The following is an 11,993-nucleotide window of genomic DNA, read 5'->3' as shown; positions in this document are numbered from 1 at the left end:
ATGGCTGGAACCACCATCAACATTACCGACGCCGGCCGCGCCGCCCTGGTCAACGCAGACCACACCGGCACCGCCGCCCGCAAGATCGTGCAGGCCGGCATCGCCACCGCGCCCTTCACGTTCGACGCAGGCCTGCAGGCGCTGCCCAATGAGCTCAAGCGCCTCACCACCATCTCCGGCGAGACCATCGCCGCCGACACCGTCCACGCCACCATCCGCGACGACAGCGCCGACCAGTACACCACCTATGGCTTCGGCTTGTATCTGGATAACGGCGTGCTGCTGGGCACCTACTGCCAGGCCACGCCCATCATGGAAAAAGCGCCCGTGGCTATCCTGCTGCTCGCCGTCGACATGGTCTTCAAGCAGCTTGATGTGACCGCCCTGTCGTTTGGCGACGCCGCCTTCACCAACCCGCCGGCAACAACCGAACGGCAAGGCGTCGTTGAGCTGGCAACCGCTGCGGAGACGGTAGAAGGCGCCGACGCGCAGCGCGCAGTGACGCCGGCAAGCCTGAACGCCCGCACAGGCACCGAAGACCGTACCGGCCTGGTGCAGCTCGCCACCGAGGCAGAAATCGTGAGCGGAAAGGATGACGGGAAGGCTGTCACACCCCGGAAGCTGGCGCAGCGGCTCGCCAAGAAGGCCGACCTTGCCGGCTCCCCCAAACAGGTGTTTTCAGTGGCGCCGGCGACGTCAACCGAGCATGCCGTGCCACTCGGCCAGGCTGACGAACGCTATGCAACACCCGCATCCGTCAAAGATGCGAAGGACACAGCCACCGATGCCCTGGCCACCGCCAAGGCCGCCCTTCCGCGCTCTGGCGGTGACATGACCGGCATCATCGACATGACGGGGCCGTCCAACGAGCTGCGCTTCACCGACAACCAGCAGCCCATCACGATCGGCCGTTTCCGGGTTGTCTCCAACTCCGGCCAGCTCATCATTGATCGCAACACGGCGCCCGATGGCTCGTTCTCCACCTACGCGCGAATGTGCTGGATTGACGGCAATGGAAACGTGGCCGCACCAGGCATGCTCACCGGAGGCGGTATCCGGACGCAGGCCAACGTCAACCTACCGGCTCACAACGACGACGGACGGGGCTTCCTGGAGTTCGGTGGCGATACCGTTATCTGGCGCCTGTTCATGCATGGCCCCAGCGGCAATCTCATCCTCAACAGCTACAACACCGATGGGACAAACAGGCACCAGCCGTTCTATATCGACTACGTGTCGGGCAAGTTTGTTTTTGCGACGCGTCCATCCTTTAACGGCGCAACGCCATGGGATTCAGCCAACCTGCCTAATCCGCTCACGACAGACGGCGGCTGGCTGACGGCACAACGGGGCTTCAATTTTGGCGTTGGCTACGGCAGGTACGCGCTGCAGGTGTCCTCGAATGGCACGGACTCCATCGGCGGTGCCTTCGTTGAGTGGAACGCCAGCCGGACGCCCGCCCTGCAAGTCGATTGCCCCAGCAACCAAGCCGCCTACATGGGCATCCGGTGGACGGAGTGGGGCAAGCGACACCTGGGTGCCATTGACTGCTATGCGGGTGGTAACGGTCTCACGCCGCCATACATCTCGTTCCATGTTGGCACCAACACCAACGCATTCAGATTTGACGCCTATGGCGACGCCACAGTGACCCGGCACCTATGGTTGGGCGGCGACGTGAACATGAGCACTGGCGGAAAGTTCACTCAGAACGGCAATGTCTACATGCAGTGGGCTGGAATGTGGCTGTCCGACTATCTCTTCAGCCTGAACAACGGCAAGGCCACCAAAGGCGCAACCGCCCAGGTGAACGCCGTGACCGAATTCAGCTACATCGACATCTCAAAGGGCGGGAACCAGACGTTGGACTTGCCAGCCCCTTACGTCATGTGCGGCCTGCGAAACGTCGGCAACACCACCATCATCTACCTGCGCGGTACCTACCTCACCCAGCAATAACGCCATGCTCACGCACGACGAACTCAGCTTCTGTATCTCGAAACAGTATCCGCACCTCACCCACGGCGTTCACTTCTGGGTCTGCCACACCGTCTCCCGCGAGACCGGCGCCCAGATTGAACCGGCACGCATCGCCGCTTGGCACGCCACGGAGCCAGAGCCCACCGAAGAAGAACTGCAGGCGCTGGTGCGCAAACATGGCGACGCAGCGCGCACCCACATTGCAGCGCGCGACGCACGTATCGAGCGCGACCGGCGCCTGACAGAGGCTGACGCGCTGGTCTACAAGGCGATGGACGCGGGCGATACAGAAGGCATGCGCCTGGCCGGCCAATACCGCAAGGCGCTGCGAGACGTGACATCGCTGCCCGGCTTCCCGCTCGACTTCACCTGGCCGAACCCGCCGGACGCCACCTGACGCCAGTCTTGTTGTAACCCCCTCCCCCACAACACCCAGCGCGCGACACGCTCGCGCGCGCGCCGCATCCTTGCCGGGTCTGATCCAACGTCGGCTCACCCCGGAGGAATGCATGCCCACCGACTACCACCACGGCGTCCGTGTCATCGAAATCAACGAAGGCACACGCCCCATCCGCACCATTGAAACCGCCGTCGCCGGCGTGGTGTGCACGGCCAGCGACGCGGATGCGGCCGCCTTCCCGCTCGACACCCCCGTGTTGCTCACCGACGTGCAAGGCGCCATCGGCAAGGCCGGCGACAAGGGCACGCTCGCCCGCACGCTGCAGGCCATCGCAGACCAAACCAGCCCGCTGACCGTTGTCGTGCGCGTGGCTGAAGGCAAGGCCGAAGGCGAAACCACCAGCAACCTGATCGGCACCACCAACGACCAGGGCCGCTACACCGGCATGAAAGCATTGCTCGCCGCCCGCAACCGCTTCGGCGTCACGCCGCGCATCCTGGCAGCGCCTGGGCTCGACTCCCTGCCCGTGGCATCCGAGCTGGCCAGCATCGCGCAAAAGCTGCGCGCCTTTGCCTACGTCAGCGCCGCCGGCTGCAACACCAAGGAAGACGTCGTCGCCTACCGCCAGAACTTCGGCGCGCGGGAGCTGATGGTGCTCTGGCCCGACTTTGTGGGCTGGGACAGCGCCGCCAACGCCGAGCGCACCCTATGGGCCACGGCCCGCGCCGTCGGCCTGCGCGCCAAAATCGACAACGAGACCGGTTGGCACAAGACGCTCTCCAACGTGCCCGTCAATGGCGTCACGGGGCTCTCGCGTGACGTGTACTGGGATCTGCAGAATCCGGCCACCGACGCCGGCTACCTCAACTCGCACGACGTCACCACGCTCGTCCACCAGAACGGCTTCCGCTTCTGGGGCTCACGCACCTGCAGCGCCGACAAGCTCTTCGCCTTTGAGAACTACACCCGCACCGCTCAGGTGCTGGCCGACACCATGGCCGAAGCGCACATGTGGGCGAACGACCTGCCCATGACGCCATCTCTGGTGCGCGACATCCTAGCCGGCGTCAACGCCAAGCTGCGCAGCCTGGTGCGTAACGGCTACCTGCTCGGTGGCACAGCGTGGTTCGACCCCGCCGCCAACGGCAAAGACACGCTCAAAGCTGGCCAGCTCGCCATCGACTACGACTACACGCCCGTCCCTCCGCTGGAAGACCTCACCTTCCGCCAGCGCATCACAGACCGCTACCTCATGCAGTTCGCCGACGCCGTCAGCGCGGCCTGAGCGGCGCACAAAACTGATAAGGAACCACGATGGCACTCCCTCGCATCCTCAAACACTTCAACGTCTTTGCTGACGGCAACTCGCACGCTGGCGAGGTGGAAGAGATCACCCTGCCCAAGCTCACCCGCAAGCTGGAGGAATACCGCGCCGGCGGCATGAACGGCCCGATCGATGTCGACCTCGGCAATGAAAAGCTGGAGCTGGAAACCACTTACGGTGGCCTGATGCGCGACATCCTCAAGCAGTACGGCACCACCACCGTGGACGGCGCCCTCGTGCGCTTTGCCGGCGCCTATCAGTCCGAAGACACCGGCGCCGTTGATGCCGTGGAAATCACCGTGCGCGGCCGCCATACCGAACTTGAATTCGGCAACGCCAAGGCTGGCGGCAAAGAACCCTTCAAGGTGAAGTCGTCGCTCTCGTACTACAAGCTCACCGTCAACGGCGAAGACTGGATCGAAATCGACCACGTCAACTTCATCGAGCGTGTGTTCGGCGTCGACCGCCTGGCCGAGCAGCGCAAGGCCATCGGCCTCTAATCGGCGACTACACCGCCACCCGGCATCCCCTCCACTTTCTGAGCCCTGACCACAATGGACCAACTCACCAGCAACATCACCCTCGACACCCCCATCAAGCGCGGCGACCAGGTCATCAGCGTGCTGACACTGCGCAAGCCCGGCAGCGGCGAGCTACGCGGCGTCAGCCTCATGGACCTCATGCGCATGGACGTCTCCGCCCTGCATACCGTCCTACCGCGCATCACCGCGCCCACCCTCACCACCGCAGACGTGAGCAAGCTCGACTTGGCCGACATGGTCAAGATCGCCACTGAAGTGACCGGTTTTTTGCTCTCGAAGCAGGATCGGGAGGACGCCTTCCTGACCGAGTCGAAAACGCCGCCGCAGACGTTGCAGTGATCTTTGGCTTCCGCCTGGAGGAGCTGTACGCGATGAGCATTACCGAGCTGATGGAATGGCGGGAGCGCGCCCGTGAGCGCAGCGAGGCGCAGGAATGAGCGACGCCCGCCGCCTGCGCCTGGAGGTTGTGCTGCAGGCTGTCGACAAGGCCACGCGGCCGCTTCAACGCCTGCTGAACACCAACAAAGACCTGGCCCGCACAGTCAAGGCAACGCGCGACCAGCTCAAAGCGCTGGAGCGCGCCAAGGGTCTGACAGGTCAGTTTGATGGGCTGCGCGGCAGCATCCGCGAAACCGTGGGCGAGATGCGCAAGGCGCGCGAGCGCGTGGAGCGGTTGGAGCAGGCGCTGAAGAACGCCAAGGCGCCAAGCGGGCAGCTCGCGGAGAACTTCAAGCGTGCTTCTGCCACGGCGGAAAGGCTGACCAACAAGTTTCGCACGCAGCAGACGCAGCTCGCGGAGGTGCGCCAGAAGCTTCAGCAGGCCGGTCGTGGCTCCATGACGATGGCGCAGTACCAGGAGCACCTACAGCGGGCCACGACGGCAGCGACACAGGCGCTTGCCAAGCAGGACGCACAGTTGAAGACCCACAACGCGCGGGCGCGGGCAATGGCCGCCAGTCAGCAAGCGGCCGAGCGCATGCGCACGCACGCCGGCAACTTGGCCGCCGCCGGCGCCGGCGCGTCCGTTACGGGCGCCGCCACCGCCGCCCCCATCTGGAAAGGCCTCGGCGAAGCCAAGCACTACGAGCTGGAAAAGACCCGCATGGGCGCGCTCGGCCTGGGCGACGCCGCTACCAAGGAATCCATCGAGTTCGCCAAGCAGATGAAGGCCTACGGCGTCAGCCAGGTCGACAAGGCCGAGCTGATGCGCGACGCCCTGAGCACGTTTGCCGATGCGCACCATGCAGAAATGGTGCTGCCCACCCTCGCCAAAATGAAGTTCGCCAACAAGGCCGTCTTCGGCCAAGCGCAGGGGGCAGACAACGAACGCATGTTCATGGACCTGCTCAAGGTCATCGAGCTGCGCGGCGGCCTGGCCAGCGAGGCGGAATTCCGCAACCAGGCGGATATGGTTCAACGCGTCATCACCGCCACCGGCGGCCGCGTGCAGGCCGATGAATGGCTCAACGTCATCAAGCGCGGCGGCCTAGCCGCCAAGGGCATGGAGAGCGAAGCCTTCTACTACACCCTGGAACCGCTGGTGCAGGAAATGGGCGGCAACACCGTCGGCACCGCCATGATGAGCGCGTACCAAAACCTCTACCAAGGCAAGACCACCAAACGCACGCTCGGCAACCTGGACCGCTTCGGCCTCATTGCAGACCGCAGCAAGGTCAAGGAAGACAAGGCCGGCCAAGTCTCATTTATGGACCCCGGCGCGCTCAAGGGCGCCGATATCTTCCGCAAGGATCAATTCGCCTGGCTGGAGCAGGTGCTGCTCCCTACCCTCAAGGAAAAGGGCATCACCGAGAAAGACCAGGTGCTGGACGCCATCGGCAGCATCTTCTCCAACCGCACGGCGTCAAACCTGATGTCGCAGATGTATCTGCAGCGCGATCAGATCCACAAGAACATGCGCCTCAACAAGGGCGCCGCCGGCATCGACCAGCTCGACACCGCAGCCAAGCGCCTGCCGCAGGGCAAAGAGCTGGAAATGCTCGCCAAGGTGCACGACCTGCAGAAGGAGATTGGCGACAAGGTCATGCCGCTCTACGCGCGTGCGCTGGAATGGGTCGCCGATGCCGCCGACCGCGTGACGAAGTTCATGCAGGAGAACCCGGGCGTGGCGAAGGCCATGGCGGTGGGCGTCGGTGTGCTGGCGGCAACCCTCCTCACCATTGGCCCGATCCTGCTCACCATTGCATCCGTGCTGTGGCCCCTCGCCAAGCTGCGGACGATCATGGCCGCGCTCACCGGCGGCGCAAAGGGTGGCTCCATCGTCATGCGTCTGTTTGCCGGCGCCTTCAACCTGCTCATGAAGTGCGCGGGCGGCCTCGCCAAGGCACTGATGTGGGTCGCCCGCCTGGCGCTCGCCAACCCGCTCCTGGCGGTCATCGCCCTGATCGCCGCCGGCGCCATCTACATCTGGCAGAACTGGGAGACCCTCGGCCCCAAGCTCGCCGCCCTCTGGCAAGGCATCAAAGACGCCTTCGGCCGCGCGTGGGACTGGATCAAAGAGAAGGCCAGCGGCATTGCCGACTGGTTCACCTCCACCAAAGACAAGCTGCTCGACGCCGGCCGCGCCATGGTCGACGGGTTGCTCTCCGGCATCTCCGAGCGATGGGCCGCGCTCAAGCAGAAGGTGGGCGAGCTGGCGGACGGCGTTGCAACGTGGTTCAAGGAAAAGCTCGGCATTCACAGCCCCAGCCGCGTGTTCGCCATACTGGGCGGCTTCACCATGGCAGGCCTCGCCCAAGGCCTGGAAGACGGCCAGAACGCGCCCCTGCAGGCGGTGCACAGCCTGGCCACCAAGCTGACCGGCATCGGCGCCGGCATCGCCATCGGCAGCACGGCAGCGGTGGCCGCACCCATTTCTTTTGACACGCGCCCGCCGCTCACCACCAGCGCGGTAGCCGCGGCGCCGGCTGCTGCAGCCGCGCCCATCACCATCCACATCCACCCGCCCGCCGGCGCAGACCCGCAGGCCATCGCCCGCCTGGTGCGCGACGAGCTGCGCCAGATCGAAAACCAGCGAGCCGCCCGTCAGCGCTCGCGCCTCGCAGACAGGGACTGACCATGATGATGGCCTTGGGCCTGTTCGTGTTCAGCCTGGACACGGCGCCCTACTCTGAATTCCAACGCCAGGTCGGCTGGCGCCATCCGAGCAACAACCGCGTCGGCCGCCGGCCGTCGTACCAATTTCTCGGGCCAGACGAAGAAACCATCACCCTATCCGGCAAGCTGCTGCCGGAGCTGACGGGCGGCGAATGGACCCTCTCTGCCCTGGAGCTGATGGCCGACAGTGGCGACGCCTACACCCTCATCGAGGGCACCGGCCACTACTACGGCCAGTTCGTCATCAACGGCCTGGACACCACCCGTACCTACTTCTTCCAGGATGGCGCCGCCCGCGCGTGCGACTTCACCCTCAAGCTGACTCGCGTGGATGATGGCCTGCTTTCCCAGGTCGCCAGCGTTGCAACCGGCCTGCTGCAATGACGGACAACACCGCTGCCGACCTGTCACCGCGCCCCGCCTACCGCATCAAGGTGGGCGACAAAGACATCACCGGCCGCTTCCAGGGCCGGCTCATCGGGCTCACGCTCACCGACAACAGCGGCTTCGAGGCGGACCAGCTCGACATCGAGCTGGACGACAGCGACGGCAAGCTCGACCTGCCCGAGAAAGGGGTACGCCTGTCGCTCTCGCTCGGGTGGGAAGGCACCGGCCTGGTCGACAAAGGCACCTACAAGGTCGACGAGCTGGAGCACACCGGCCCGCCGGATCGCCTGGTCATCCGCGCCCGCAGCGCCGACATGGACGGCGGCCTCACCACCCGCCGCGAAGACTCCTACGCCGGCAAGACCGTCGCTGAAGTCGTCCAGGCCATCGCCCTGCGCAACACGTTCACCTGGTTGGTCGGCAAGAAGCTGGCCGGCCAGGTCATCACCCACGTCGACCAGACCGGCGAGTCAGATGCGAACTTCCTCTCGCGCCTGGCGAAAGAGTTCGACGCCATTGCCACCGTCAAGAACGGCACGCTGCTGTTCATTCCCGCCGGCGAGCCGACCAGCGGATCGGGCCTGCCGCTGCCCACCGTCAGCATCACCCGCGCATCCGGCGACACCCACACCTTCAGCGTTGCCGATCGGGAGAACTACAACGGCGTGAAGGCGCACTACCAGGACACGCGCGCCGGTGTGCGCGGCGAGGTGGTCATCGACGCTTCCAACGCCGTGGCGACCAAGGAGCAGCGGACCGCCAAAGGGAAAAAGAAAAAGAAGAAGCCGGAGATGGTGCAGGCCAGCCCGAACCCGGACAACGTGAAGGTGCTGCGGCACACGTACGCGTCACGGTTCAACGCAGAGCGCGCCGCGCGTGCAGAGTGGCAGAAGATTCAGCGCGGGGTGGCGACGTTCAACATCACGCTGGCACGTGGGCGGGCGGAGTTGTTTCCCTCGCTGCATGCGCAGGTCAGCGGATGGAAGCCGCAGATTGATGGGACGGGTTGGTCTGTCGGACGTGTCGTTCACAGCTTGAATGACGCCGGCTTCATGACAACCATCGAACTTCAGACGTTTCCATCGGATCTAGTTGACCATCGAGGAACAAAGTATTAACCGTTTTAGTTTGCTCAATGCTTGGACACCACCTGCAGTGGGGGATTCTCCACTTCTGCATACGAGTCGATAATGAAATCCAACTTTCGGTTGGATTTTTCTCATGCGTCTTACTGATTCGGCTGCCACCAAGCTTGAACACCACTTCTCGGACATCAAGTTCGCATCCTTGGCCTTCAGTGCCAGTGACGAGTTGCTTGCCGAAATACTGAAGGAAGCTCCGCCCCCTGCCGAGGAGATGGAAGGTGAATTGGCAGCGACCTTCCTTGAGGGGCTGATTCCTCTAGCGCAAACCGCCATCATTAAGAAACAGCAGGCATACGGCGCCGTGCAATGGCTCTGGTACATCCGTCGAATGCCTGAGTTTCCCTTGATGGGTAGTTACCATACGACGCTTGCGTACGACCTCGCATTAGCGGAGTCGCTATCTTGGTACTGCCCGCAAGCTGGCGCCAGCCCCTCGGGCAGTCCACTCGCGTTCAAATGCGATGAGTCAGTTGCAAGACACCTCGCAAGGTTCATCGGAAGGATCAAGCTGCTCTCGCAGCTTCACATTGCATATCGGCGGGTTGGAAAGGGATCAAGACTGACGGTCAATTCAAAGGAAGTACGTGCTCATACTGATGCTGCAACAGAGGCCGCCATTAATCTCTATGACGAGCGGCATGACGCAGCGAGACAACACAATGGTGGTCGCCTTGGGATCGCTGAAGGAAATACTGACTTCCCGGATCCGGAACATTTCACTGAGCCGGACATAGCTCGAGCGCACCTTGTGTTCGCCTTCCATGGCGACAAGATAGACGCCCCAACAATTTTTCCACATGAAGGACAGCTTGTAGCCGGGCTTGTCTCGACGCGGTTTATTCTTCAATCCGCAAGTGTCGACCGTATCATCCGCCCGTTTTTAGCAGGACACGGACCAACTCCCGCCTATGTGCAACAACTGTCTGCATTGGTGCAGCTCCTGATCTTGCTGCCCTCACTTTTCGTTGAATTCCCGTGGGCGTTTTCGACCGTTCAGCAACGTGGGTACTTTCTAACTATGGATGCGCAGCTTCGCGCATGGGCAGATAAGAACTTAGAGCATGTCGCTGGGCAGCTCTCACAGCGTTACGCTGAGATTGCCTGGCCCGGCAAGTACGACGACTGGATCAACAGCCTTAACTCTGTTGAACCAACCCTATGGCCTCTGAAATCGGGAGGCGTCCTGCGAAAGCTGGGGGACATTACGCTCATAGATTTTTCAGCAGCGACCAATTCCTTACTTGCTAGGCAGCAAATTGATAGAGACCCGACCATAGGGAACGTGCGAGCGGGCATCTTCGAGGATGAGTGCCAAGAGATGATCGATGCAAGCTCGTGGATGCCGCCGGATGCGCTTAAGCAACAGCGCCGAAGGCAGCTAAGGCGTAATGGAGACAACATCACTGATGTCGACGCCATCGGCTGCCGGGATGGCCAACTGCTGCTGGTTTCGTGCAAGAGCCTCGTTTACGACGGCGACTATGACAAAGGCGTATTCCGGGTGGTGAAGAACCTTCAGTCAACCATTGACAAGGCCGTTGCCGATTGGAACGCCAAGATTGAGGACATCCGCAACAACCCAAGGGGGGACAACTTCGATTTTTCCGGGTACCGCGAAATACACGGAGTGGTATGCACGCCATTCGTCGCCTACTCGAATACGGCAGCCACCCTCCAGAAGTCCATATTTGGATGGCACGCATGCGCCTCTGCTGAGGAGCTTCGGAATGCCCTGATCTGAGATAATCTCCGAACACACGAATGCATAGGCTGATGAGTCCGGCCCCCGGCGGCCCCTCGTGGCCGGGTAGTCGCAATTCATCGTTACACCACCTCCCCCACCCTTCAAGGTCAACCACCCCCGCACTATGCTTGCCGGCCGCGCCGGCCTTCGACGGCTGAGGTTGTTAAGCCCGCTTTGGGGGCTGCCAGTTTGGATCACAATTGACGTTGTATTTGTTCGGATCCATGTTCTGCTTCACCCACAGTAAGAACGCCTTTACCCAGTCTTCATTTGGACCGGCCAGCATGACGTAATTGGCGATCCCCTTGAGGACCGCGGCAAACGCGCATTCCTCCAGATCGTCCACTGTTACGACACCGTCCTCGCCCGGATCGAAGTGTTTCAATGCGTTGATAAGCAGCATGTCGTTAACTGCTTTGCCTGCATCTTCCCGCGTCCGCTTGGGCTCCCCCTTCTCGACTTCCATTTGAATGATGGAGTCGGTGAAGTTTTCTCGCCCCGTGTTGAGGACGAGACGGGAAAGAATCACGTCCGCCGCCCCTGCTAGAGTGATCACCGAGAAACGATCGCGGCCAGCGACGAAGAGGCAGACCGCCGCATAGAGCTGATCTGCCGCCAGTTCGAGCCGAGTGTAGGTCCTGGTAGTCATTCTGACTTGGGCCTCATGCCCGCCGGTACGGCTTCATACCGAGTCATCAGTCCGGGGCCATCTTTTGTCTCCCACGCCCACTGAAGATACGCCCTCACGAAGGGTTCGCTCTGTCCATACAGCGTCACATAATCCGCGATCGCTCTAGCCAGCGCGTCCGACGCCAGCTCTTCCAAGTCCAGCTCGATGGTCTCCGTGTCGCTCTCAGATAGATGCTTGTGTGCGGAGATCCCAAGAAATTGCTCAATATGGTGGGCGTATGAGCTCCGCTTAGGGGTGAACCCCCGCATGCCTTCGTGAACGCGCCGCGCATAGTCCACGAACGTCTCCTTGCCCGCAGCGTGTACGAGACCACTCAGAATCCCACTGGCTGCTCCTGCAAGGGTGATCACGGAATGGAAGCTAAGGCGGCGAAAAAAAATGTCCACAGCGGTCTCTAGCTGAGATCGCGCGATGTCGCTTTTGTGGAAGGTCGCCATTGGGACTGTATGCGCAGGTTGTGAGACAGACGAGCAAGATAGTAACAGTCGCTGCTAACCTCTTCCGGCCCTTCAGAGGTCGTTTCCCTTCGAGGCAGCACACAGTAACGGCTCCCACGCCGCTCGTCCGTCGAACGCGCCTCCAAGGCCCTATAAGCTCGACATCTGCGTACACACCTACTTTCACGTCCAGCAAAACGGCTCACTCAATCGCAAACCATCGTTACAC

At 62.3% G+C, this 11,993-nt stretch carries 12 protein-coding genes; 10 read left to right on the top strand and 2 right to left on the bottom strand.

The window, feature by feature from the left end:
- The 10 genes from N511_RS24635 to N511_RS0122620 all read left to right on the top strand — a co-directional run bounded on the left by N511_RS24635 (nucleotide 1) and on the right by N511_RS0122620 (nucleotide 10,633).
- Nucleotides 1-1,959, top strand: a complete 1,959-nt coding sequence (locus N511_RS24635; RefSeq protein ID WP_027681343.1) for a hypothetical protein — start codon at nucleotides 1-3, stop codon at nucleotides 1,957-1,959.
- Between the two features lie 4 nt (nucleotides 1,960-1,963).
- On the top strand, nucleotides 1,964-2,377 hold the full coding sequence (locus N511_RS0122660; protein WP_027681342.1) for an XkdW family protein: 414 nt from the start codon (nucleotides 1,964-1,966) through the stop codon (nucleotides 2,375-2,377).
- Nucleotides 2,378-2,489: 112 nt separating this feature from the next.
- Entirely contained in the window at nucleotides 2,490-3,665 is a 1,176-nt protein-coding gene (locus N511_RS0122655; RefSeq protein ID WP_027681341.1) for a phage tail sheath protein, read from the top strand.
- 29 nt (nucleotides 3,666-3,694) lie between these two features.
- The gene (locus N511_RS0122650; protein ID WP_027681340.1) at nucleotides 3,695-4,204 is read left to right on the top strand and encodes a phage major tail tube protein; all 510 of its coding nucleotides are present in this window, start codon (nucleotides 3,695-3,697) and stop codon (nucleotides 4,202-4,204) included.
- A gap of 54 nt (nucleotides 4,205-4,258) precedes the next feature.
- Nucleotides 4,259-4,585 (top strand): phage tail assembly protein, encoded by a 327-nt coding sequence (locus N511_RS24485; RefSeq protein WP_051530981.1) that lies wholly within the window; start codon nucleotides 4,259-4,261, stop codon nucleotides 4,583-4,585.
- Nucleotides 4,582-4,683 carry a GpE family phage tail protein gene (locus N511_RS24480; RefSeq protein ID WP_037027209.1) on the top strand — a complete coding sequence of 34 codons (102 nt, stop codon included), beginning with the start codon at nucleotides 4,582-4,584 and terminating at the stop codon, nucleotides 4,681-4,683. The genes N511_RS24485 and N511_RS24480 overlap by 4 nt, the downstream gene beginning before the upstream one ends.
- Nucleotides 4,680-7,319 carry a phage tail tape measure protein gene (locus N511_RS0122635; protein ID WP_027681339.1) on the top strand — a complete coding sequence of 880 codons (2,640 nt, stop codon included), beginning with the start codon at nucleotides 4,680-4,682 and terminating at the stop codon, nucleotides 7,317-7,319. Before N511_RS24480 ends, N511_RS0122635 begins: the two co-directional genes overlap by 4 nt.
- A gap of 2 nt (nucleotides 7,320-7,321) precedes the next feature.
- Entirely contained in the window at nucleotides 7,322-7,744 is a 423-nt protein-coding gene (locus N511_RS0122630) for a phage tail protein (protein WP_027681338.1), read from the top strand.
- Nucleotides 7,741-8,865 carry a phage late control D family protein gene (locus N511_RS0122625; protein WP_027681337.1) on the top strand — a complete coding sequence of 375 codons (1,125 nt, stop codon included), beginning with the start codon at nucleotides 7,741-7,743 and terminating at the stop codon, nucleotides 8,863-8,865. The genes N511_RS0122630 and N511_RS0122625 overlap by 4 nt, the downstream gene beginning before the upstream one ends.
- 103 nt (nucleotides 8,866-8,968) lie before the next feature.
- Nucleotides 8,969-10,633 carry a hypothetical protein gene (locus tag N511_RS0122620; RefSeq protein WP_027681336.1) on the top strand — a complete coding sequence of 555 codons (1,665 nt, stop codon included), beginning with the start codon at nucleotides 8,969-8,971 and terminating at the stop codon, nucleotides 10,631-10,633.
- 166 nt (nucleotides 10,634-10,799) lie between these two features.
- On the opposite strand, the gene N511_RS0122615 is transcribed toward N511_RS0122620, so the two are convergent.
- Nucleotides 10,800-11,285 (bottom strand): hypothetical protein, encoded by a 486-nt coding sequence (locus N511_RS0122615; protein WP_027681335.1) that lies wholly within the window; start codon nucleotides 11,283-11,285, stop codon nucleotides 10,800-10,802.
- The gene (locus N511_RS0122610; protein ID WP_027681334.1) at nucleotides 11,282-11,764 is read right to left on the bottom strand and encodes a hypothetical protein; all 483 of its coding nucleotides are present in this window, start codon (nucleotides 11,762-11,764) and stop codon (nucleotides 11,282-11,284) included. Before N511_RS0122610 ends, N511_RS0122615 begins: the two co-directional genes overlap by 4 nt.
- Nucleotides 11,765-11,993 lie beyond the last annotated feature (229 nt).

It is taken from the genome of Ralstonia sp. UNC404CL21Col (assembly GCF_000620465.1).
In the GTDB taxonomy this organism is placed as follows: Bacteria; Pseudomonadota; Gammaproteobacteria; order Burkholderiales; family Burkholderiaceae; genus Ralstonia; species Ralstonia flatus.
The sequence above is the reverse complement of the archived record's forward strand: the minus strand, read 5'-3'. Positions and strand labels throughout refer to the sequence as shown.

Bases quoted from the DNA above. Each gene is read 5' to 3' on its own strand.
- N511_RS24635 (WP_027681343.1), top strand. From the start codon at position 1: ATGGCTGGAACCACCATCAACATTACCGACGCCGGCCGCGCCGCCCTG.
- N511_RS0122635 (WP_027681339.1), top strand. From the start codon at position 4,680: ATGAGCGACGCCCGCCGCCTGCGCCTGGAGGTTGTGCTGCAGGCTGTC.
- N511_RS0122630 (WP_027681338.1), top strand. From the start codon at position 7,322: ATGATGATGGCCTTGGGCCTGTTCGTGTTCAGCCTGGACACGGCGCCC.
- N511_RS0122620 (WP_027681336.1), top strand. From the start codon at position 8,969: ATGCGTCTTACTGATTCGGCTGCCACCAAGCTTGAACACCACTTCTCG.
- N511_RS0122625 (WP_027681337.1), top strand. From the start codon at position 7,741: ATGACGGACAACACCGCTGCCGACCTGTCACCGCGCCCCGCCTACCGC.
- N511_RS0122610 (WP_027681334.1), bottom strand. From the start codon at position 11,764: ATGGCGACCTTCCACAAAAGCGACATCGCGCGATCTCAGCTAGAGACC.
- N511_RS0122655 (WP_027681341.1), top strand. From the start codon at position 2,490: ATGCCCACCGACTACCACCACGGCGTCCGTGTCATCGAAATCAACGAA.
- N511_RS24485 (WP_051530981.1), top strand. From the start codon at position 4,259: ATGGACCAACTCACCAGCAACATCACCCTCGACACCCCCATCAAGCGC.
- N511_RS0122650 (WP_027681340.1), top strand. From the start codon at position 3,695: ATGGCACTCCCTCGCATCCTCAAACACTTCAACGTCTTTGCTGACGGC.
- N511_RS0122615 (WP_027681335.1), bottom strand. From the start codon at position 11,285: ATGACTACCAGGACCTACACTCGGCTCGAACTGGCGGCAGATCAGCTC.
- N511_RS0122660 (WP_027681342.1), top strand. From the start codon at position 1,964: ATGCTCACGCACGACGAACTCAGCTTCTGTATCTCGAAACAGTATCCG.